Raw genomic sequence first — 20,868 nt, forward strand, 5'->3', positions numbered from 1 at the left:
CGCCCCGGATGCCGCTATGAACACGCAAGCTTTCAGGATTTCATCATGACAGACACATTCACCCTTGCCGGCAAGACCTACTCCTCCCGCCTGTTGGTGGGCACCGGCAAGTACAAGGACTTCGACGAGACCAAGGCCGCCATCGACGCCAGCGGCGCCAACATCGTCACCGTGGCCATCCGCCGCACCAACATCGGCCAGAACGCCGGCGAACCCAGCCTGCTGGACTACCTGCCGCCCAGCCAATACACCATCCTGCCCAATACCGCCGGCTGCTATACCGCCGACGACGCCGTGCGCACGCTGCGACTGGCGCGCGAACTGCTGGATGGACACGATCTGGTGAAGCTGGAAGTGCTGGGCGACTCGCACACCCTGTTCCCGAACATGCCCGAAACCCTGAAGGCCGCGGAAACACTGGTCAAGGACGGCTTCAAGGTCATGGTGTATTGCACCGACGACCCCATCCAGGCCCGCATGCTGGAAGAAATCGGCTGCGTCGCGGTGATGCCGCTGGCCTCGCTGATCGGCTCGGGCATGGGCATCCTGAACCCGTGGAACCTGCGGCTGATCATCGACCAGGCCAACGTGCCCATCATCGTGGACGCGGGCGTGGGCACGGCCTCGGATGCGGCGATCGCCATGGAGCTGGGCTGCGACGGCGTGCTGATGAACACCGCCATCGCCGCGGCCAAGGATCCGGTGCTGATGGCCAGCGCAATGAAGAAAGGCGTGGAAGCCGGACGCGAAGCCTTCCTGGCGGGCCGCATGCCGAAGAAGCTGTACAGCGGCTCGCCCAGCTCGCCGATGACCGGGCTGATCCAGTCTTAAGCGTAGTTACCCGGCCGATCCGGCTGCGGGCGCAGGAACAGGTCCCCGGGGCGGACGCGCCGGCCGCTCCCGTGCCGGGAGCGTAGCCGCTACCACCACCCGTGAAAGTGATGCACCGGCCCGTTGCCCGACCCGACGCCCAGCCGGTCGGCGTGGCGGATGGCCTCGGTCAGGTAGTGCTTGGCCCGGCGCGCCGCCTCGGGCACGTCCTGCGCCTGCGGCAGCAGCGCCGCCAGCGCGGCCGACAGGGTGCAGCCCGTGCCGTGGGTATTGCGGGTGTCGATGCGCGGCGCCGCCAGCTCGATCATGCGGTCGCCGTCGTGCAGCAGGTCGATCGCCATGTCGCCCGGCAGGTGCCCTCCCTTCAGGAACACCCAGCGCTGGCCGGTGTGGGCCAATTGTTCGCGCAGCCGCTCGGCCACGCGCCGCATTTCCTTGACCGTCTCCACCGGCCGCTGCTCCAGCAGCACGCCGGCCTCCGGCAGGTTGGGCGTGATCATCGTCACCTGCGGCATCAACGCTTCGCGCAGCGCGCCGATGGCGTCGCGCGCCAGCAGGGCGTCGCCGCTCTTGGCGATCATGACGGGATCGAGCACCACGTGCGGCGGCTTCCAGTGGGCAAGCCGCTCGCCCACGACCTCGATGACGGGCCGGCTGCCCAGCATGCCGATCTTGACCGCGTCGGCGGGCACGTCGGCGAACAGCGTGTCGATCTGCTGCGCGACGAAGGCGGGATCGACGGGCTGCACGCCCGTCACGCCCTGGGTGTTCTGCGCGGTCAGCGCCGCGATGACGCCGCAGGCGTACGCGCCCAGGGCGCTCATGGCCTTGACGTCGGCCAGCACCCCGGCGCCGCCCGAGGGGTCCACGCCCGCGATGGTCAGGGCCTTGGGAATGGGACGAACGGCAGACATGGCGATCCTCTGGAAACGAAACGCGCCGCCCCCCGGGCGACGCACGCCGCCAGTATAGTCCGCCTGCCGGCCCGCCCCGCGCCGGCATGTCCGGCCCGCGCGAACGCGGGTAACATGGCAGACCATTCTGTGGAAGGCCAACCATGATCTACGAACTCGCGCACATCGAAATCCAGCCCGGCACCCAGGAAAAATTCGAGGCCGGCGTCCAGGAAGCCGCTCCGCTGTTCCAGCGGGCGAAGGGCTGCCACGGCATGGAACTGCACCAGACGCTGGAAGACCCCAACGCCTACCTGCTCGTGGTCCAGTGGGAAACGCTGGAAGACCACACCGTGCACTTCCGGGGCTCGGAAGACTTCAAGGCCTGGCGCGCGCTGGTGGGCAACTACTTCGCCAAGCCACCCGAGGTCCGCCACGCAACGACGGTCGCCAAGCCGTTCTGAGCCGGTTAGAATGGTTTGTTTTGTTACGTTTTCCTGCCAAGTCCTGCCATGAATGCTGCTTCCCTTCCCGACGTCGAACACGCCCGCTTCAATATGGTGGAACAGCAGATCCGCCCCTGGGACGTCCTCGACCCCAAGGTGCTGGAACTGCTGTTCAAGGTGAAGCGGGAGGACTTCGTGCCGCCCGCGCTGCGTACCCTTGCCTTCGCCGACACCGAGATCCCGCTGCGGATCGACGACTACGACAGCGGCGAGTGCATGCTCGCCCCCAAGGTCGAAGCGCGCCTGCTGCAGGAACTCGCGCTCAAGCCCACCGACAGCGTGCTGGAAATCGGTACCGGCTCGGGCTACCAGACGGCGCTGCTGGCCAGCCAGGCCCAGACGGTCACCTCGGTCGAGATCCTACCCAAGCTGGCCGCCTTCGCCCAGGCCAACCTGAAGCGCGCCGGCATCGCCAACGCCACCGTGCAGGTGGGCGACGGCAGCAAGGGCTGGGGTTCGACCGAATACGACGCCATCCTCGTCACCGGCTCGGTGCCCGAAGTGCCCGACAGCCTGAAGTACCAGTTGCGCGTGGGCGGCCGGCTGGCCATCATCGTCGGCCAGGCGCCGGTCATGACCACCCTGCTCATCACCCGCACCACGGCCGCCAGCTTCGAGACCACCTCGCTGTTCGAAACCCTGGTCAAGCCCCTGCGCGGCGTCACCGTTTCCAAGTTCAAGTTCTAAGCGGAGCTTCGTGCCCATGCGCGCCAGGCCGTACTACGTCCAGACGCTGTGCGCGCTGTTGGGCGCCTGCGCTTTCGTTCCCGCGGTCGCGGCGCTGGACCTGGAGCAGGCCTACCAGGCGGCGCTGGCCAACGACGCGACCTTCGCGTCGGTGCGCTCGGCCTATACCGCCACGCTTGAAAAACTGCCCCAGGCGCGCGCCTCGCTGCTGCCCGCCATCTCGCTGGCCGGCAGCCGGGCCGAGGCCTCCACGACGCGCCTGCCGGGCGTGACCTACACGAACGAGAGCTATACGCTGCAACTGATCCAGCCGCTGTTCCGCTGGTCGGGCTGGCAGACCTACGAGCAGTCCAAGCTGCAACTGGCCGTCGGCGAAGCCCAGCTCGCCCAGGGGCGCCAGGACCTGATCCTGCGCGTGGCGCAGGCCTATTTCGACGTGCTGGCGGCGCAGGACAACCTGGCCTTCATCGGCGCCCAGAAAATCGCCATCTCGGAACAGCTGGAATCGGCCAAGCGCAACTTCGAGATCGGCACGGCCACCATCACCGACACCTACGAGGCCCAGGCGCGCTACGACCTGGCCCAGGCCCAGGAAATCCAGGCCGAGTCCGACCTGGCGGTCCGCATCGGTGCGCTGCAGCAGATCATCGGCACGCCCGCGGGCGACCTCGCCAAGCTGCCGCCCGCGGTCAACGTGCCGGCGCCGCAGCCGCCCCGGATCGATGCCTGGACCGAACAGGCCGCCGCCAACAACCTGGCCGTCGCCCAGGCCACGCTGAACAGCGAGATCGCCCAGCGCGGCATAGAAATCGCCAAGAGCGGCCACTACCCCTCGGTCGACCTGGCCGCCAACGTGGCGCGCACGCGCGGGCTGGTCGGGCAGACGGTGGTCAACGACTTCTACACCACGCGCTCGGTAGGCGTGCAGGTCTCGGTGCCCATCTTCGCCGGCTTCGGCACCACCTCCAGGGTGGACGAGGCCGTCGCGCTGTCCGAGAAGGCCCGCAACGACCTGGAGGTCGCCCGCCGGGCCGCCATCCAGAACACCCGCGTCGCCTTCCAGGGCGTGAACGCGGGGCTGGCCCAGGTCCGCGCGCTGGAGGCCGCGCAGGTCTCCAGCCGCAGCGCGCTGGATGCCAACAAGACCGGCTACGAAGTGGGCGTGCGCATCAACATCGACGTGCTGAACGCCCAGCAGCAGCTCTATTCCACCGAGCGCGACCTGGCCAAGGCACGCTACGACGCCCTGCTGTCGGGCCTGCGCCTGAAGGCCGCCTCCGGCATCCTGTCGGAAGACGACGTGCGGCAGGTCAACGCGCTGCTGCGCTAGGGCCGCGCCGCAGCCAGGGCACTACCCGCGTGTCTTCAGCCTTCCGTACACCCGGTAGGCATTGCCCGAATAAATCCTGGCCTTGTCGGCCTCGCCCAGGCCGGCGGCATCGATGTAGCGGCGCGTGTCGTCGAAATGATGGCCGGTCTCGGGGTCCACGCCGCGCACCGCGCCCACGGTCTCGGACGCGAACAGGATGTTCTCGGGCGGGATCACCTTCAGCAACAGGTCTATGCCCGGCTGATGGTAGACGCAAGTATCGAAGAACACGTTCTGCAGCAGCAGTTCCTTGAGCGGCGGCAGGCCCATGTCCTGCGCCAGCCCGCGATAGCGCCCCCAGTGATACGGCACCGCGCCGCCGCCATGCGGGATGATGAACTTGAGCGTCGGGAAATCCTTGAACAGCGAGGACGTCAGGAACTGCATGAAGGCCGTCGTATCGCCATTGATGTAGTGCGCGCCCGTCGCGTGGAAATGCGGGTTGCAGGAACCGCTGACGTGGATCATGGCCGGCACGTCCAGCTCGACCATCTTCTCGTACAGCGGATACCACCACTTGTCGTGCAGCGGCGGATCCTTCCAGTACCCGCCCGTCGGATCGGGGTTCAGGTTGCAGCCGATGAAGCCCAGTTCCTTCACGCAGCGCTCCAGCTCCGGTATGCACCTGGCCGGCTCCACGCCCGGGCTCTGCGGCAACTGGCAGACACCGGCGAAATTGTCCGGGTACAGCTGGCAGATGCGATGAATGAGGTCGTTGCAGACGATGGCCCACTCGCTGCTGGTCTGCTGGTCGCCGATGTGGTGACCCATGCCGACCGCGCGCGGCGAGAAGATCGTCAGGTCGGTGCCGCGCTCGCGCTGGATGCGCAATTGCTTGGTCTCCAGGCTTTCGCGCAGTTGGTCGTCCGAGATGACGGGGCGCGGGAAGATCTCGCACTTGCCGCATTCGCAGGCCGACACCTGCAGGCGCCGGTACTCGTTCAAGGCTTCGGGCGCAGTCGTGTAGTGCCCATGGCAATCGATGATCATGCGGACTCCTTGCTCCTGTCGTCGTGAGTCGTGGCCGGGCCGGCATCGGCCCGCGCAGGCATTCCCGCATTCTGCCGACAGCAAGGCGCGCGCATCCATTGAGTAATGCTTCCGGTGACTTGAGGAAACGCTCAACCCAGGCCGTTTCGCCAGACCGTCTTAACCATCCGCTCAACCCCGCGGAAGTTTTACTCAATAGACCCGGCGGGGCCTCGCATGCAACCATCCTCGCCAGTACGACATCCACATCGGCGCCCCCTGAACGCCGGGACAAGGAGACAAGCCGTGACACTCCCCGCATTGCGAATTCCGAAGTACGCCGCAGTCCTCTTCGCCGCCGCGTTGTCGGCCGGCGCCATCCCTCCCGCCGCCGCGGCCGACTATCCGGATCGGCCGATCCGGATGTACCTGCCCTACGGCCCCGGCGGCATCGGCGACCTGACGGCGCGCGTGGTCACGCAAAAGGTCAGCGAGATCCTGGGCCAGCAGATCGTGATCGACAACAAGCCCAGCGCGGGCGGCGTGCAGTCGTTCCAGGCCGGCCTGCAGGCCCCTGCCGACGGCTACACGCTCGTGCAGGGCGGCAACGGCACGGCCATCACCCAGACGCTGGTCAAGGACCTGCCCTACAGCATCGTGGACGACTTCACCCAGGTCGCCACCCTGTCCAGGTTCAACCTGATCCTGACGGTCAAGCCCGATTCACGTTTTCGCAATCTTACGGAGCTCATCGCCTACGCCAAGGCCAATCCCGGCAAGCTGAGCCTGGGCACCACCAACGTCGGCTCCAGCCAGCACCTGGGCGCCGAGCTGTTCAAGTCGGTGGCGGGCATCCAGGCCGAGACCATTCCCTACAAGACCAGTGCCGCGCTGCTGACCGGCGTGCGCTCCGGCGACATCGACGTGGGCTTCGACTTCGTGCCACCCATGCTGTCTTCGATCAAGAGCGGCGCGGTGCGCGCGCTGGCCATCGCGGCCGACGGCCGCAACCCCAACCTGCCCGACGTGCCCACCACCGCCGAAAGCGGCCTGGACGGCTACGTGGTGGCGTCGTGGAACGGCGTGTCGATCCGCCAGGGCACGCCGCGCGCCATCATCGACAAGCTGAACCGGGCCTTCGTGGCCGCCGTCAACTCGCCCGAGGTCGCGCAGAAGCTGCGCGAGATGAACTCCGAACCCTACGCCCTGGGCGTGGACGAGTCGCGCGCCCTGATGAAGGCCGACATCGCCAAATGGAAGGCGGTGATCGAGAAGGCGAACATCCCCATCAACTGACCGAGGGCAACATGAAGAACGTCGTCGTACGCAACATCCCGCGCGGCCCGCAGGACCTCATCGCCGAACTGGCCACGCACGGCGTGGCCACCGTGCACGAGGCCATGGGGCGCGCCGGCCTGATGGCGCCGTACCTGCGTCCCATCTACGCCGGCGCCAGCATCGCCGGAACCGCCGTGACCGCGCTGACCGCGCCGGGCGACAACTGGATGCTGCACGTGGCCATCGAACAATGCCGGCCCGGCGACATCCTGGTGGTCGGCGTCATGTGCGAGAACACCGACGGCATGATCGGCGACCTGATCTGCACCTCGCTCAAGACGCGCGGCGTCCAGGGCGTGGTCATCGACGCCGGCTGCCGCGACGTGCGCACGCTGACCGAGATGCGCTTTCCCGTCTGGTCGCGCGCCATCTCGGCGCGCGGCACGGTCAAGGCCACGCTGGGCCACGTCAACCTGCCGGTGGTGTGCGCCGGCATGAACGTGAACCCGGGCGACGCCATCGTGGCGGACGACGACGGCGTGGTGGTCGTGCCGCGCCTGGAGATCGCCCGCACGCTGGAGCTGGCGCGCCAGCGTACCGCCAAGGAAGAAAAGTCACGCAAGCGCTACCTGGCGGGCGAGCTGTCGCTGGACGTGGCCAACATGCGCCAGGGCCTGGAAGCCGCCGGTCTCCTTTACGTCTACAGCGCAGAGGACCTGGACAAGCTTGACGCCTGACCCTCTACACCATTCCCGCCTTCCCTCCGACCAAGCAGCCATGACATCCAAGCAACCCCTGCCCCTGAAGATCGCCATCGCCACCTACGGCCACACCGCGGCGCTCAAGCGCGGCGACGTGCCCATCGAAGGCGTCCAGCCGGACTTCGTCGAGATCAAGCCCATCATCGCGGCCTTCCGGCGCATGGTGCGCGACGTCGAGTTCGACGTCTGCGAAATGGCTCCCGCCACTTACATGATCGCCCGCGAGGCCGGCGCCCCATTCAAGGCGCTGCCCGTCTTCATCTTCCGTCGCTTCCACCATGCCGGCCTGGTCTACCGCGACGACGCCGGTATCCGCGAACCGCGCGACCTCGAAGGCAAGCGCGCGGGCGTGCGCGCCTACTCGGTCACCACCGGCATCTGGACGCGCGGCATCCTGACCAACGACTACGGCGTCGACAACGATCGCATCACCTGGGTGGTGGACGACGAGGAACACGTCTCCTCGCTGCAGTTGCCGCCCAACGTCGAACAGGCCAAGGACGGCAAGTCGCTGGTGGACCTGATGGCCAGCGGCTACCTGTCCGCGGCCTTCACCGACAACGCAGGCATCGGCCGCGCCGGCGCGCCGGCCGACGGCTGGCAAGCGGGCGGCCGCATCAAGCCGCCCGAATACCTCGAAATGTTCCCCGACGCCGAGCGGCTCGAAGCCGAGTGGTACCGCAAGACCGGCATCTACCCCGTGCACGGCCTGATCACCGTCAAGGACGAGGTGCTGGCCCGGCACCCGTGGGTGGGCAAGGCCCTGTACGACGCCTTCCTGGCCTCGAAGAACATCTACCTGCGCCAGCTCGCCGCCGGCGAATCGGTGTCGGACAAGGACGAGCACTACCGCGCCATGGGCCGCATCGTGGGCGACCCCCTGCCCTACGGCATCGAGGCCAACCGGCCGTCCATCGAAGCCATGATGCATTACTGCCACCAGCAAGGCCTGCTCAAGAAGCGCTACGCCGTCGACGACATGTTCATCGACGTCGGCGCCTGACCCGCCCCCTCCGATACCCATCATTTCCGCGACACCGCCATGACCACACGCCTGATCGACATCCACCCGCACATCATCTCGCCCGACACCGCCCGCTACCCGCTCAACCCGCTGGGCGGCGAACGCTCGGGCTGGTCCGCCACCCGGCCGGTCACCTTCGAACAATACGTCGCCGCCATGGATGCCGTCGGCATCGACAAGGCCGCCATCGTCCATTCCTCGACCACCTACGGCTTCGACAACTCTTACGTGGCCGACTCCATCGCCACGCAGCCCAAGCGATTCGCCGGCGTCTACTCGGTCGACATGCTGGCCCCCGACGCCACCCGGAAGATCCGCTACTGGACCGAACGCGGCCTGGCCGGCCTGCGCATCTTCACCACGGGCAGCACCATGCCGGGCCAGGCGCCGACTCTGGAAGACCCCGCCCTGCACCCCGCCTGGGGCCTGGCGGGCGACCTGGGCATTCCCGTGTGCGTGCAGATCACCAAGGCCGCCATCCCCGCCCTGGAGAAACTGCTGACCGCCTTCCCCCAGACCCTGGCCATCGTCGACCACATGATGAAGCCGGACATCAGCAGCGGCCCGCCCTATGCCGGCGCCCAGCACCTGTTCGACCTGGCCCGCTTCAAGAACCTCTACCTCAAGCTCAGCAGCCGCAACACCGAGTCCGCGTATTCCGGCCAGGCCACGCCCGAGACCTTCTTCGGCCGCGTGGTCCGGGAATTCGGCGCCGACCGCATCGCCTGGGGCTCCAACTTCCCCGCCGCCGAGGACAGCCTGGCCGACATCGTCAAGGCATTCAAGGACTACATCGCCTTCCTGCCCGCCGCCGACCAGCGCTGGATCATGGCCGGCACCGCGCAGAAGCTCTACCCCGTGCTGAAGGACTGACCCCATGACCACCGCTCACGCCGCGCCCGTCACGCTCAAGACCAACCTGGCCGACTCTCCCGTGGCCGCGGCCATGAAGGACGGCCGCGTCGCTTCGGACATCGTCCGGCTCGACTTCTGCGGCCCCAAGACCGCGCACGACGGCTTCAAGCCGATGATCCGCAACAACGCCTTCGACGCCGGCGAACTGGCCATCGTCACCTACCTGCAGGCCAGGGCCTACGGCAAGCCGTTCGTGATCCTGCCCGCCCCCATGGTCGGCCGCTTCCAGCACCACTGCATAGGCTTCAACAAAGAGTTCGGCCACCTCGCCCCCAAAGACATCGAGGGCAAGAAAGTGGGCGTGCGCACCTATGCGCAGACCACCGGCCTGTGGGTGCGCGGCATCCTGCAGCACGAATACGGCGTCGACCCCGACAAGGTCCAGTGGTACACCGTGGACGAATCCCACCTGGCCGAGTACCGCGACCCGCCCAACTGCCACATGCTGCCCAAGGGCGCCTCGATACCCGGGATGATGCTGAGCGGCGAGCTAGCCGCCGCCATCCTGGGCAACGACATGCCCAAGGATCCGCGCGTGCAGACGCTGGTCCCGGAACCCATCGCGGCCGCCAAGGCCTGGTACCAGCGCGAAGGCGTCGTGCCCATCAACCACATCTTCGCCGTCCACCAGGACGTCACGCGCCAGCACCCCGAAGCCGTGCGCGAGATCTACCGCATGATCGAGGAAAGCCGCGCGCTGGCCCCCGCCGCCGCGCTCGAGACCCTGCCGCCGCTGGGCCTGGAGGCCAACCGCAAGGGCCTGGAGATGGCCATCGAGTGGTCGTACGAACAGAAGATCATCCCCCGCCGGTTCGCGGTGGACGAATTGTTCGACGACGTCACCGGCGCGCTGGGTTGATGCGGCACACCGGAGCCGGTTGAGTAAAATCCCCCCGCTTGAACAACCGGCAACGGACCTTACCCGGGGGGCGGCATGACGCAGATCGACTGGTATCTCCAGATCAACTTGAAGGCACGCCACCTCCGACTCATCACCGCGCTGTACGACCACGGCAATCTCAAGCAGGTGGCCGAAAGCTCGCACGTCACCGTGCCCGCGGTCTCCAAGGCCCTGGCCGAACTGGAAAAAGGCCTGGGCCTGGAGCTGTTCACCCGCACCGCCCAGGGCCTGCGCCCCACCGCCTACGGCGAATGCCTGGTGCGGCATGCCCGCACCCTGCTGACCGAACTGCACCAGGCGCGCGACGAACTCAACTCGCTCAGCTCGGGCGCGGTGGGCAAGATCCACATCGGCGCCTTCCCCGCCGCCACCTCCATGCTGCTTCCGCAGGCCATCGCCATCCTCAAGCAGCGCTCGCCCCACACCAACGTGCTGGTCACCGAAGGCACCGCCCAGACGCTGCTGCCCGAACTCTGGCAGGGCCGTGTCGACCTCGTGGTGGGCAGACTTCCCCTGCGCAGCGCCGCCGACGGCTTCGAGGAAAAGGAGTTGCTGGACGACCCCGTGCAGCTCATGACGCGGCACCAGCACCCGCTGGCCCGCCGCAAGCGCCTGAAATGGTCCGACCTGCAACCCTACCCGTGGATCCTGCCGCCGGCGGGCAGCATCCTGCGCGCGCCGCTGGAGCGCACGCTGGAGGAACACGGCATGACACTGCCCAACAACTACGTCGAGACCCTGTCCACGCACCTGGCGCGCGCCTACCTGCACGTCACCGACGCGATCGCCGTCATGGCCGGCGCCGTCGCGGCCGACGCGTCGGAACCGCTGGCGGTGCTGCCGCTCAGCTTCCCGCACCTGATGCGGCCGCGCGGTGTGCTGTGGAATCGGAACCGGGGGCTGACGCCCGGAGCGGAGTTGATGATCGCTTGCCTGGAAGAGGCGGCGGCGGGGATGCAGCATAGAGGCGAGCCCTAAGCTCCGCTCATAGGCACTTCCACTATCGGACAAGAAGACGTTTTCCAGCCCCTGCCCTGATGGCCTGTCTATAACCTTTGCGCCCTGAAGACCGTGTTTGTACGACGGCACCTCTTCAGGATTTTCCTGTTTATATCCGAACAGATATAATTCATGACAGAGAAACGCAAAGTCTTGTATTGGGAAGGATCGTCCAGAAAGGACTTCAAGCAGTTTCCGCTGCCCATACAGAAAGACATGGGTATCGCGCTGTTTGTTGTCCAATCAGGGTTGACGCCCGCGTCATGCCGGCCGTGGAAAGGGCTGGGCCCGGGGATATACGAACTGAAGGAAAATCATCGTGCCGACACCTTCCGCGTCGTCTACTCCATCCGCCTTCGACACGCCGTTCATGTGCTGCATGCGTTTCAGAAAAAATCGGTGTCTGGCATTGCAACGCCTAGACCCGATGTGGCCGTGATCGTCCAGCGCTGGAAAATCGTGCTGGCACGCGAACAGGCGAGCCATTGACATGCGAGGAAATGATCATGGATGCAGGAACCCCATCAGGCGGCACCGACAATGTCTTGTTCGATCTTGGCTTCGCTGACGCCGGGGAACTTTCGGCCAAGGCGTCTTTGGCAATGAAGCTCAATCGACTGATCGATGACCTTCATATCACCCAGGCGCGAACGGCCGAGCTCACCGGCATGACGCAGCCCAAGATCTCGCAGGTCCGCAACTACAAGCTACGGAACATCTCTCTGGAGCGCCTGATGCAGGCGTTGGTAGCCCTGGACCAACACGTCGAAATCGTCGTTCGTCCGGCTCGACGTGCCCAACAGGCTGGAATCACCGTAGCGGCCTGACACAAGCCACGACGCGAAGCTCCATGGGCGTCACCCCAGCCAGGGCCCCACCGCCCGCATCACCCGCTGCGTCGCGCCGGTATGCGTGGCGCTGAACCGGCCCGCGGCGGCGCGCATGCCGGCGCGGCGGTCGCCGTCGTCGATCAGTTCCAGCGCGAGACGCCAGGCCGCCTGGGCGCTGTCCGCGCGCAGCGCGGCGCCGGCCTCGATCGCGTCTTCCGAGGCCTGCGCGAAATTGAAGGTATGCGGACCGACGATGACCGGCACGCCGCAGGCGGCGGCCTCGATCAGGTTCTGCCCGCCCAGCGGCGCGAAGCTGCCCGCCACGATGGCGACGTCGGCGGCGGTGTAATAGAAAGGCATCTCGCCCAGGCTATCGCCCAGCAGCACGGCAGTGTCCTGGTCGACCGAACCGAACGGCATGCCGGACATGGTCGAACGGCGCCGCATCGACAGGCCCGCAGCCAGCACCATGGCCGCCACCTCGTCGAACCGCTGGGGATGCCGGGGAATCAGCACGGCCAGCGGCGCCAGGCCACCCTGCGTACGGGGCATGTCGCGCATGGCCGCCAGGATGGCCTCTTCCTCGCCCTCGCGCGTGCTGGCCCAGGCGATGACCGGCCGCCCCAGGCGCTGGCGCCACGCGGCGCCGGCCTGCATCAGGTCGTAGGGCAGTTGCAGGTCGAACTTCAAGTTGCCCACCACCTGCGGATCGCGCGCGCCCACCTGCCGCAGCCGCTCGGCGTCGGCCCGGGTCTGGGCCAGCACGGCGTCCAGGCGTCCATAGGTGCGGCGCGCCAGGCTGGCCACCCGCATGGTCTTGCGCGCGGAGGAAGCCGACAACCGCGCGCTGACCAGGGCGATCGGCACCGCGTAGCGCCGCGCGCCCGCCACCAGGTTGGGCCAGACCTCGGTCTCGACCAGCAGGCCGCAGCGCGGCGCGAAATACCGGTAGAAGCGGTGCACGGCGCCCGGCATGTCGTAGGGCAGCCAGGCCTGGCGCAACCTGCCCTGCACGATGTCCTGCTCGAACAGGCGCGCGCCTTCGGTGCGGCCGGTGGCCGTCATGTGAGTCAGCAAGACCGGCAGGCCCCGGTCCAGCAGTGCCCGGACCAGCGGCTGCGCCGCGCGCGTCTCGCCCAGGCTGACCGCATGCACCCAGACCGGCGCGGCGCGGAAACCGCCGCGCGCCGGCGCATGCCGGCCACTGCCGTAGAAGCCGAAGCGCTGGGCCGGATGGACGCCGTACACCGGCTCGCGCCGTGCGCGGCGCCAGATGCGCCACAGCAGGAAGGGCGTGGCCAGCCGCCACAACGACGAATACAGGGCCTGCAGCACGGCGCCCCGCATCAACGCGCCGCTCCCGGTACGGCCGCTTCGGCCGGCAGGGCCTGGCCGATGGCCGCCAGTACCTGCTCGCACGAAGGCGGCGTTCCCCGCCCACCCAGGCTGGCCGTGAAGGCCGAACCCGTCACCGGTGCCAGCGCCGGATCGTAGTCCGCGTAGATGCCGATGGTGGGCCGCCCCAGCGCCCCGGCCAGGTGTGTCAGCCCGCTGTCCAGCCCCACCACCACCGATGCGCCCGCCAGCACGCCGGCCACCTCGGCCAGCCCCATGCGCGGCAGCGCCCGGGCTCCGGGAATGCCGGCGATCAGGCGCTGCGCCCGCGCCGCCTCGTCTTCGGTGCCCGCAAACACCAGCGGCGCATGCCCCGCCACCGCCAGCCGCTCCAGCACCATGCGCCACGACGTCTCGGCCCACAGCTTGGTCGGCCGGCTGGCCGACGGCATGATCGCGGCATAACGCGCGGGCAAGCCCGCGGGCGGCTCGGCGCGGATGCCGAAATCCGGAGGACCCGCCAGCTCGTATCCCAGCGCAAAGGCGGCCAGTTCCCGCATGCGCACCACTGCCGACTGCTCGAACACCACCCGGTAGCGATGCTGATAAAAAAAGGACGCGAAGGGATCGCGCGCCGAACGCAGGTCACAGCCATGCAGCGGCCCGTTCGCCATGCGCGCCACCATCGCCGATTTCCAGAGCCCCTGCATGTCGATCACGGCGTCATACCGATGCTCGAGCAGCCGCTTGCGAAAGGCCGCCCGCTCGGCCCTTACCGATGCCGACCACCAGGTCTTGCGCCAACGGCGCAGCGCCACCGGAATGACGGCGTTCAGCCGCGGATGCAGGGCGGGGATGGCGGCGAATGCCTCTTCGGCCACCCAATCGACCTGCGCATCCGGCATGTGGCGGACGATATCGGAGACGGCGGGCAGCGCATGGACGATGTCGCCCATGGACGAGGTCTTGACGAGGAGAATACGGGGCACGGACGAAAGCCGGCGGGAACCGGCTGCGTGGAAAGGGCGGATTTTAACCGGAGGGAAGGACCCGATCCACCTGGGCGGTCATGGCCCCATCCCTTCAATGCCCCGGCCAGGGATACTGGTCAAGGCCTCCCGAACTTGAGCGTCGCGCATCTGGTAGGCGAACGACAGAGGCAATTCCGGATGCGTCGCCGCAAATCGTTCGATGGCTTCTACGATATGCGTGAGATAGTCGACCAGCGTTGCTGGTCACGAGTCATACCGGGCGAGCCTCCGCGAGCACCTTGCCTACATCCCCCCATTGCCCCACTGCGCCACCCAATACGCCGTCGACGCGTCATGCCCGTCCGCCGTTCCCTTGCCGGCCAGTTCCCGGGCAATACCCGTGGCCAGGACCTTGCCGTACTCGACGCCCCACTGGTCGTAGGGGTTGATGCCCCACACCAGCCCCTGCACGAACACCTTGTGCTCGTACAGCGCCAGCAGCGCGCCCAGCGCATGCCCGCTCAGGCGCGGCAGCACGATCAGGGTGGAGGGCCGGCCACCGGGATGCGCCTTGTGGCGCGCCAGCCAGGCCGCGCGCGCGGGATCGCTTTCCTTGGACGCCAGCTCGGCCTCGAGTACGGGTGCGGACTTGCCGCGCAGCAGCGCCTCGCGCTGGGCCAGGCAATTGGCCACCAGCAACCGGTGGTGTTCCGGATAGGGGTGATCCGCCTCGCGGCAGATGATGAAATCCACCGGCGCGCCTTCCGGCCCCTGGTGCAGCCATTGGAAGAACGTATGCTGGCCGTCGGTGCCCGGCATGCCCCAAACCACCGGCCCGGTCGGCACGGTAACGGGCCTGCCCTCGAGGTCGACCGACTTGCCCAGCGACTCCATTTCCAGTTGTTGCAGATAGGGCACGAGATGAACCAGCCGCGCATCGTAGGGCGCGATGTTCAGCGAGGCATAGCCGAACACGTTGCGATTGGCCACTCCCGCCAGCGCCAGCTGCACCGGCGCATTGGCGGCCAGCGGCGCGTTCAGGAAATGCGCGTCCATGGCCGCCGCGCCCTGCAACAGCCCATCGAGCGCCTCGGCGCCCAGGGCCAGCGCGATCGGCAGCCCGATGGCCGACCAGACCGAATAGCGGCCGCCCGCCCAGTCCCAGAAAGTGAAGATGCGCTCGGGCGCCACGCCCATGTCCCGGGCCGCGTCGGGATTGGCCGTCACGGCCACCACCTGCGACCACGGATCGGCGATGCCGGACTCGCGTAGCCAGCGCAGCGCGCAATCGGCGTTGCGCAGCGTCTCGGTCGTATTGAACGATTTGGACGACACCACCACCAGCGTGCGCCGGGGGTCGAGCCCGATCAGGCCGGCCTCGATGGCGTGGCCGTCGATATTGGACACGAAGCGCATCTGCCGGCGGGTACCCGCATAGCCCAGCGCGGCCACCACCAGCTTGGGCCCCCAGTCGCTGCCGCCGATGCCGATGTGCACCACGCTGTCAAAGCGCCCTTCCGCGTCCACGTGGCGCACGAAGGCGCGCACGCGGTCGCGCTCGGCCAGCACCCGGCCCGCCACGCGCCCGGGCGGCTCTTCCGCCCGCAGCGCGGTGTGCCAGGCCGCGCGATTTTCCGTGCAATTGGCGATGCCGCCTTCCAGCAGCCGCGCGCGCGCAGCCTCGAAGTCGCGGGCGGCCAGCAGCGCTGCGCCGGCCGCCGCCAGTTCGTCGGACTGCGCCTGGGTGCTCAGGTCCACCGACAGACCGGCCGCCTCCACCACCCGCAGCGTGCCCGCCCGGCGATCCGCCCGATGGGCGGCCTCGACGAAGGCGCGCCATTCGGCCGTCTCGGCCAACGGCGCAACGGACGCCAGATCGGCGGGAGCCCCTTCCTGCATGGCCTCCCTCCTTAGAACGGCAGCTTGGCGTCGGGGGCGACGCGCAGCAACTGCGTACGGAAATCCTGCTGGATGCGGGCCAGCGCGGTATCGTCATCCGCCTCGAAACGCAGCACCACCACGGGCGTCGTGTTCGAAGGACGGGCCAGCCCGAAGCCATCCGCGTATTCCACCCGCACGCCGTCGATGGTGATGACCTCGCGCGCGCCGGTGAACTGCCCCTGCTGCTGCAGGCGCTTGACCACCTCGAACTGCTCGCCCTCGGCGGTCTCCATCTTCAGTTCGGGCGTGGACTTGGCCTGCGGCAAGGCTTCCAGCACGGCCGACGGATTGTCCGAGCGGGACACGATCTCCAACAACCGCGCGCCGGTATACAGGCCGTCATCGAAACCGTACCAGCGCTCCTTGAAGAAGATATGCCCGCTCATCTCGCCCGCCAGCGGCGCGCCGGTTTCCTTGAGCTTGGCCTTGACCAGCGAATGCCCGGTCTTCCACATCAGCGGCTTGCCGCCCGCGGCCTTCACTTCCTGCGCCACGTAGCGGCTGCACTTCACGTCATAGATGATCTCGGCGCCGGGATTGCGCGACAGCACGTCGCGCGCGAACAGGATCAACTGCCGGTCGGGCCAGATGATCTGCCCCGACTTCGTCACCACGCCCAGGCGGTCGCCATCGCCGTCGAAGGCCAGGCCGATCTCGCAATCGGTCTCGGCCAGGCAGCGGACCAGGTCTTCCAGGTTGTGCGGATCGGCCGGGTCCGGGTGGTGATTGGGGAAGGTACCGTCCACGTCGCAGTACAGCTCCACCACCTCGCAACCTAGCGCCTTGAACAACTGCACCGCCACCGGACCGGCCACGCCGTTGCCCGCGTCCACCGCGATCTTCATCTTGCGGGCCAGCTTCACGTCGCCCACGATGCGCTGCAGGTATTCCGGCACCGCGTCCCATTCCTTGCGGGAACCCGGCGTAGCGGCGTCGCCGCCGGCATTCTGCACCATGGGCTCGCGCAGCGCGGTAATGGCATCGCCGTACAGCGTCGTGCCGCCCAGCATCATCTTGAACCCGTTGTACTGCGGCGGGTTGTGGCTGCCGGTAATCGCCACGCCCGACCCGGTGCCGCTGACGTTGGCCGCGTAATAGACCAGCGGCGTCGGCACCATGCCCACGTCCAGCACGTCGATGCCGCCGGCCATCAGCCCGGCCTGCAAGGCCCGCGACAGATCCGGTCCGCTCAGGCGCCCGTCGCGGCCGACCACCACCTGCCGCACGCCGGCCCGCTGCGCTTCCAGCGCCAGCGCCGCGCCCAGGCGACGCGCGAACTCCGGACTGAGCGGGGACGGGACCACGCCGCGGATGTCATAGGCCTTGAAGGCGGAAGCGGCGATGTCGGCGGGTGAAGATGAGACGTTGGTCCCCACGGGATGCTCCTGGTTCAGATTCGTTCGATGAGTCGCAGCGGTGCGATGCGCCCGCCAACCATGGGCAAAACGCGCAATCAGCACTCACTAACCAATTTAGGTGTCCATGCACCGCCTTTCCAGGCGATATAGTCCGGTGCAAACCCCGGAAAGTTCACCGGGACTATAGATGAAGTTAAGGTACGAAAACCCTGTTTTCTTGTATGACGTAACCCTGCGTAACGGCGCGACAATTATGCGATACCGCATGACACCTGGAATTGCGTGACACGACCCGGTCGCCGGATATACAAATAACAGGCTAAACAATCCTTTGCGCCGGCAACGGACCGGCGCCTACCTGCGGCAAGCGTGCATGCTCAATCTGACGATCAGTTTCATTGTTTCCCTACTCGTGACCATGTTCATCGTGCGCTTCGCCAACCGCGACAGCGCCGCGGCGGACCATGACCTGGACGGCGTCCAGAAATTCCACGTCCGGCCGGTACCGCGTATAGGCGGCCTGGGCATCGTGACCGGCTGTACGGTGGCGGTCGCCGCCCTGACCTCGCGTGACTTCCCCCTGGCCATCGACCTCGCCCTGCTGTTGCTGTGCTCGGCCGTGGTCTTCGGGATCGGGCTGGCGGAAGACTTCACCAAGCGCATCAGCCCGACGCTCCGCCTGCTGTGCGCGTTCGCCGGGGCCGCGCTGGCGGCCGTCTTGCTGCAGGCCACCATCACCCGCATCGACATCCCCCTGGCCGACGCCTGGCTGGCCATCCCGGCGGTGGGCGGCCTGGCCGCCATCGTCTGCGTGGGCGCGATGGTGAATGCCGTCAACATCATCGACGGCTTCAACGGACTGGCCGCCGCCGCGGCGCTCGCCATGTTCGCCTCGCTGGGATACGTGGCCTTCAAGGTCAACGATCCCCTCATCCTGGCCGGCTCGCTGCTCATGATCGGCGCCATCCTGGGGTTCCTGGTCTGGAATTATCCCTACGGCCTGATTTTCCTGGGCGACGGAGGCGCCTATTTCCTGGGTTTCATGCTGGCCGAACTGGGCATCCTGCTGGTGGTCCGCAATCCCGCGGTCTCGGCCTGGTATCCCGCGCTGCTGTTCATCTACCCCATCTTCGAGACGCTATTTTCCATATATCGAAAGAAATATCTGCGCGGCATGTCGCCCAGCCTGCCGGACGGGGTGCACCTGCACATGCTGATCTACAAACGGGTCATCCGCTGGGCCATCGGCACCCGCAACGCGCAGTTGCTGACCCAGCGCAACGCCGTCACGTCCCCTTATTTGTGGGCGCTCAGCCTGGTCGCCATCGTCCCGGCCACCGTGTTCTGGGACCGGGGACTCGCGTTAATGCTATTTCTCGTTGTGTTCATCGCTGTCTATACTTGGCTGTATACAGCCATCGTGCGCTTTCGCACGCCCAGGTGGCTCGTCCTGCACCGGTCCAGGGAATGACGCCAGCGCGGGGACTTTCCCAGATGGGCAAAGACCGCAAATCTCCGAACATTAGTTAAACAGCGTAACAAATTGTAAGCGCTGTCATCCCAGGGGGCCCGGTGCGCGGCCCCCCGGGCATTACCCCATTCTAGGGACCATCTCCCGTATTTTGTTACATAGCGGAAGTAGAGTGTCATACTTCCCCGCCTATGCTGTCGTCCGTGTGGCTTGCGTTGGCTAAACGGCAGATTTCCATAAAAGCCGTAGTGGGGAATCATGGCGGCCTGTCTCTACCGGTGCTCCGATAAAAAGGAACGCCAGGCGTCGCTTTCCTCGTCAGACAAGCAAAGAAGCATGAGGCAATAAGAACGCACGGAAGAAATCATGGCTGCAACACAGGTTAAATATTTCGGCACCGACGGCATCCGGGGCAAAGTGGGCGGAGCGGTCATCAACCCCGCCCTCGCCCTGCGCCTGGGCCATGCCGCCGGCCAGGTCCTCCTGGCCCAAGCCCCGCGCGGGCACCGCCCGTCCGTCCTGATCGGCAAGGACACCCGCATTTCCGGATACATGCTCGAATCCGCGCTGGAAGCCGGGCTTTCCGCCGCCGGCGTGGACGTCGTCCTGGCCGGCCCCATCCCCACCCCGGCGGTCGCCTACCTGACCCGCGCCCTGCGCCTGTCCGCCGGCATCGTCATCAGCGCCTCGCACAACCCCTTCGACGACAACGGCATCAAGTTCTTCTCGGCCCAGGGCAGCAAATTCCCCGACCGGACCGAAGAAGCCATCGAAGCGGCGCTGAACCAGCCCATGGGCTGCACGCCCTCCGAAGGACTGGGCCGGGTCAAGCGCCTGGACGACGCCGCCGGCCGCTACATCGAATTCTGCAAGGCCAGCTTCCCCCCGGACATGGACCTGAACGGCCTGCGGATCGTGGTCGACGCGGCCCACGGCGCCGCCTACCACATCGCGCCCAACGTCTTCCGGGAACTGGGCGCCACCGTCATCCCCATCGGTTGCGAGCCCAACGGCTTCAACATCAATGAAAAAGTGGGCGCCACCCATCCGGAAACCCTGGCCGAGAAGGTCAAGGAACACCGCGCCGACCTGGGCGTGGCCCTGGACGGCGACGCCGACCGGCTGCAAATGGTCGATGCCAGCGGCCGCATGTACAACGGCGACGAGCTGCTGTACGTGATCGTGCGCGACCGCATGACCCAGGGCCCGGTGGCCGGCGTGGCGGGCACCGTCATGACCAACTACGCCTTCGAGCGCCGCATGGCCGAACTGGACGTCCCGTTCGTGCGCACCCCCGTTGGCGACAAGAACGTGATGCAAGCCCTGCAGGACAAGGGCTGGCTGTTCGGCGGCGAAAGCTCCGGCCACATCCTGTGCCTGGACCGCCACTCCACCGGCGACGGCGTCATCGCCGCGCTCCAGGTCATGGCCGCCATGCGCCGTAGCGGCAAGGGCCTGCCGGCCCTGACCTCGGAACTGCACCTGCTGCCGCAGAAGCTGGTGAACGTGAAGCTGCAACCCGACCTGGAGTGGGAATCCCACCCCGGCCTGGCCGCGGCCTACCGGGAAGTTTCCGCCACGCTGCAAGGCCGCGGCCGGGTCCTGATCCGTCCCTCGGGCACCGAGCCCAAGCTCCGCCTGATGGTGGAAGCCGATGAGGAAATGCTGGCGGTCCGGTGCGTGGACCGGCTGGCCACCAGCCTGGCCTAAATCCTCCACCTCACGATGTCGTCTTGTGCACCTCTGATAGTCCGTTATTCACCGATAGTTGAGTAGCCCCACTCCACGAGTCACTAGAGCAGACGTCTCAACTTTAGAATAAGAACTCA

Annotated in this window: 20 protein-coding genes; 14 read left to right on the plus strand and 6 right to left on the minus strand. The window is 67.1% G+C overall.

Annotation, left to right across the window (positions count from 1 at the left end; translation table 11 throughout):
- Positions 1–45 precede the first annotated feature (45 nt).
- Positions 46–831 carry a thiazole synthase gene (locus N5K27_RS26320; protein ID WP_087840937.1) on the plus strand — a complete coding sequence of 262 codons (786 nt, stop codon included), beginning with the start codon at positions 46–48 and terminating at the stop codon, positions 829–831.
- Positions 832–920: 89 nt separating this feature from the next.
- On the opposite strand, the gene thiD is transcribed toward N5K27_RS26320, so the two are convergent.
- The gene (gene thiD / locus N5K27_RS26325; protein WP_279820383.1) at positions 921–1,745 is read right to left on the minus strand and encodes a bifunctional hydroxymethylpyrimidine kinase/phosphomethylpyrimidine kinase; all 825 of its coding nucleotides are present in this window, start codon (positions 1,743–1,745) and stop codon (positions 921–923) included.
- A gap of 143 nt (positions 1,746–1,888) precedes the next feature.
- Here thiD and N5K27_RS26330 point away from each other — a divergent pair, with 143 nt between their 5' ends.
- The 3 genes from N5K27_RS26330 to N5K27_RS26340 are packed head-to-tail and all read left to right on the plus strand — an operon-like array spanning position 1,889 to position 4,247.
- A complete protein-coding gene (locus N5K27_RS26330; RefSeq protein WP_279820385.1) occupies positions 1,889–2,188 on the plus strand; it encodes an antibiotic biosynthesis monooxygenase family protein in 300 nt (99 codons plus the stop codon).
- Between the two features lie 48 nt (positions 2,189–2,236).
- Complete coding sequence (locus tag N5K27_RS26335; RefSeq protein ID WP_087840876.1) at positions 2,237–2,917, plus strand: protein-L-isoaspartate O-methyltransferase; 681 nt, start codon at positions 2,237–2,239, stop codon at positions 2,915–2,917.
- Between the two features lie 16 nt (positions 2,918–2,933).
- Positions 2,934–4,247 (plus strand): TolC family outer membrane protein, encoded by a 1,314-nt coding sequence (locus tag N5K27_RS26340; protein ID WP_279820389.1) that lies wholly within the window; start codon positions 2,934–2,936, stop codon positions 4,245–4,247.
- A gap of 21 nt (positions 4,248–4,268) precedes the next feature.
- On the opposite strand, the gene N5K27_RS26345 is transcribed toward N5K27_RS26340, so the two are convergent.
- Entirely contained in the window at positions 4,269–5,276 is a 1,008-nt protein-coding gene (locus tag N5K27_RS26345; protein ID WP_279820391.1) for an amidohydrolase family protein, read from the minus strand.
- Between the two features lie 285 nt (positions 5,277–5,561).
- Here N5K27_RS26345 and N5K27_RS26350 point away from each other — a divergent pair, with 285 nt between their 5' ends.
- The 8 genes from N5K27_RS26350 to N5K27_RS26385 all read left to right on the plus strand — a co-directional run bounded on the left by N5K27_RS26350 (position 5,562) and on the right by N5K27_RS26385 (position 11,960).
- A complete protein-coding gene (locus tag N5K27_RS26350) occupies positions 5,562–6,551 on the plus strand; it encodes a tripartite tricarboxylate transporter substrate binding protein (protein WP_165963010.1) in 990 nt (329 codons plus the stop codon).
- A gap of 11 nt (positions 6,552–6,562) precedes the next feature.
- Positions 6,563–7,270 carry a 4-carboxy-4-hydroxy-2-oxoadipate aldolase/oxaloacetate decarboxylase gene (locus tag N5K27_RS26355; protein ID WP_132978974.1) on the plus strand — a complete coding sequence of 236 codons (708 nt, stop codon included), beginning with the start codon at positions 6,563–6,565 and terminating at the stop codon, positions 7,268–7,270.
- A 40-nt stretch (positions 7,271–7,310) separates the two neighbouring features.
- Positions 7,311–8,297 (plus strand): ABC transporter substrate-binding protein, encoded by a 987-nt coding sequence (locus tag N5K27_RS26360; protein WP_087840881.1) that lies wholly within the window; start codon positions 7,311–7,313, stop codon positions 8,295–8,297.
- A gap of 39 nt (positions 8,298–8,336) precedes the next feature.
- Positions 8,337–9,191 (plus strand): amidohydrolase family protein, encoded by an 855-nt coding sequence (locus N5K27_RS26365; RefSeq protein WP_279820395.1) that lies wholly within the window; start codon positions 8,337–8,339, stop codon positions 9,189–9,191.
- Between the two features lie 4 nt (positions 9,192–9,195).
- On the plus strand, positions 9,196–10,092 hold the full coding sequence (locus N5K27_RS26370; RefSeq protein WP_279820397.1) for a phosphate ABC transporter substrate-binding protein: 897 nt from the start codon (positions 9,196–9,198) through the stop codon (positions 10,090–10,092).
- A 75-nt stretch (positions 10,093–10,167) separates the two neighbouring features.
- Entirely contained in the window at positions 10,168–11,112 is a 945-nt protein-coding gene (locus N5K27_RS26375; RefSeq protein ID WP_087840884.1) for a LysR substrate-binding domain-containing protein, read from the plus strand.
- A 153-nt stretch (positions 11,113–11,265) separates the two neighbouring features.
- The gene (locus N5K27_RS26380) at positions 11,266–11,622 is read left to right on the plus strand and encodes a type II toxin-antitoxin system RelE/ParE family toxin (protein ID WP_087840885.1); all 357 of its coding nucleotides are present in this window, start codon (positions 11,266–11,268) and stop codon (positions 11,620–11,622) included.
- 17 nt (positions 11,623–11,639) lie between these two features.
- Entirely contained in the window at positions 11,640–11,960 is a 321-nt protein-coding gene (locus N5K27_RS26385) for a helix-turn-helix transcriptional regulator (RefSeq protein ID WP_087840886.1), read from the plus strand.
- 30 nt (positions 11,961–11,990) lie between these two features.
- Here the strand turns inward: N5K27_RS26385 and N5K27_RS26390 are convergent, their stop codons facing one another.
- The 4 genes from N5K27_RS26390 to N5K27_RS26405 all read right to left on the minus strand — a co-directional run bounded on the left by N5K27_RS26390 (position 11,991) and on the right by N5K27_RS26405 (position 17,586).
- Complete coding sequence (locus tag N5K27_RS26390; protein ID WP_087840887.1) at positions 11,991–13,310, minus strand: 3-deoxy-D-manno-octulosonic acid transferase; 1,320 nt, start codon at positions 13,308–13,310, stop codon at positions 11,991–11,993.
- The gene (waaC, locus tag N5K27_RS26395; protein WP_279820405.1) at positions 13,310–14,287 is read right to left on the minus strand and encodes a lipopolysaccharide heptosyltransferase I; all 978 of its coding nucleotides are present in this window, start codon (positions 14,285–14,287) and stop codon (positions 13,310–13,312) included. Before waaC ends, N5K27_RS26390 begins: the two co-directional genes overlap by 1 nt.
- Positions 14,288–14,572: 285 nt before the next feature.
- The gene (gene pgi, locus N5K27_RS26400; protein ID WP_279820407.1) at positions 14,573–16,168 is read right to left on the minus strand and encodes a glucose-6-phosphate isomerase; all 1,596 of its coding nucleotides are present in this window, start codon (positions 16,166–16,168) and stop codon (positions 14,573–14,575) included.
- 11 nt (positions 16,169–16,179) lie between these two features.
- Positions 16,180–17,586 carry a phosphomannomutase/phosphoglucomutase gene (locus N5K27_RS26405; RefSeq protein ID WP_279820410.1) on the minus strand — a complete coding sequence of 469 codons (1,407 nt, stop codon included), beginning with the start codon at positions 17,584–17,586 and terminating at the stop codon, positions 16,180–16,182.
- A 355-nt stretch (positions 17,587–17,941) separates the two neighbouring features.
- Here N5K27_RS26405 and N5K27_RS26410 point away from each other — a divergent pair, with 355 nt between their 5' ends.
- On the plus strand, positions 17,942–19,039 hold the full coding sequence (locus N5K27_RS26410) for a glycosyltransferase (RefSeq protein ID WP_132978980.1): 1,098 nt from the start codon (positions 17,942–17,944) through the stop codon (positions 19,037–19,039).
- Positions 19,040–19,405: 366 nt separating this feature from the next.
- Positions 19,406–20,749: a phosphoglucosamine mutase gene (gene glmM / locus N5K27_RS26415; protein ID WP_279820414.1), complete on the plus strand. Its 1,344-nt coding sequence runs from the start codon at positions 19,406–19,408 to the stop codon at positions 20,747–20,749.
- Positions 20,750–20,868 lie beyond the last annotated feature (119 nt).

Origin of the sequence: Pigmentiphaga sp. GD03639 (assembly GCF_029845405.1) — a bacterium.
Taxonomy (GTDB): Bacteria; Pseudomonadota; Gammaproteobacteria; order Burkholderiales; family Burkholderiaceae_B; genus Pigmentiphaga; species Pigmentiphaga daeguensis.

Coding starts and splice junctions, on each gene's coding strand:
- N5K27_RS26320 (WP_087840937.1), top strand. CDS start 46: ATGACAGACACATTCACCCTTGCCGGCAAGACCTACTCCTCCCGCCTG.
- thiD (WP_279820383.1), bottom strand. CDS start 1,745: ATGTCTGCCGTTCGTCCCATTCCCAAGGCCCTGACCATCGCGGGCGTG.
- N5K27_RS26330 (WP_279820385.1), top strand. CDS start 1,889: ATGATCTACGAACTCGCGCACATCGAAATCCAGCCCGGCACCCAGGAA.
- N5K27_RS26335 (WP_087840876.1), top strand. CDS start 2,237: ATGAATGCTGCTTCCCTTCCCGACGTCGAACACGCCCGCTTCAATATG.
- N5K27_RS26340 (WP_279820389.1), top strand. CDS start 2,934: ATGCGCGCCAGGCCGTACTACGTCCAGACGCTGTGCGCGCTGTTGGGC.
- N5K27_RS26345 (WP_279820391.1), bottom strand. CDS start 5,276: ATGATCATCGATTGCCATGGGCACTACACGACTGCGCCCGAAGCCTTG.
- N5K27_RS26355 (WP_132978974.1), top strand. CDS start 6,563: ATGAAGAACGTCGTCGTACGCAACATCCCGCGCGGCCCGCAGGACCTC.
- N5K27_RS26360 (WP_087840881.1), top strand. CDS start 7,311: ATGACATCCAAGCAACCCCTGCCCCTGAAGATCGCCATCGCCACCTAC.
- N5K27_RS26365 (WP_279820395.1), top strand. CDS start 8,337: ATGACCACACGCCTGATCGACATCCACCCGCACATCATCTCGCCCGAC.
- N5K27_RS26370 (WP_279820397.1), top strand. CDS start 9,196: ATGACCACCGCTCACGCCGCGCCCGTCACGCTCAAGACCAACCTGGCC.
- N5K27_RS26375 (WP_087840884.1), top strand. CDS start 10,168: ATGACGCAGATCGACTGGTATCTCCAGATCAACTTGAAGGCACGCCAC.
- N5K27_RS26380 (WP_087840885.1), top strand. CDS start 11,266: ATGACAGAGAAACGCAAAGTCTTGTATTGGGAAGGATCGTCCAGAAAG.
- N5K27_RS26385 (WP_087840886.1), top strand. CDS start 11,640: ATGGATGCAGGAACCCCATCAGGCGGCACCGACAATGTCTTGTTCGAT.
- N5K27_RS26390 (WP_087840887.1), bottom strand. CDS start 13,310: ATGCGGGGCGCCGTGCTGCAGGCCCTGTATTCGTCGTTGTGGCGGCTG.
- pgi (WP_279820407.1), bottom strand. CDS start 16,168: ATGCAGGAAGGGGCTCCCGCCGATCTGGCGTCCGTTGCGCCGTTGGCC.
- N5K27_RS26410 (WP_132978980.1), top strand. CDS start 17,942: ATGCTCAATCTGACGATCAGTTTCATTGTTTCCCTACTCGTGACCATG.
- glmM (WP_279820414.1), top strand. CDS start 19,406: ATGGCTGCAACACAGGTTAAATATTTCGGCACCGACGGCATCCGGGGC.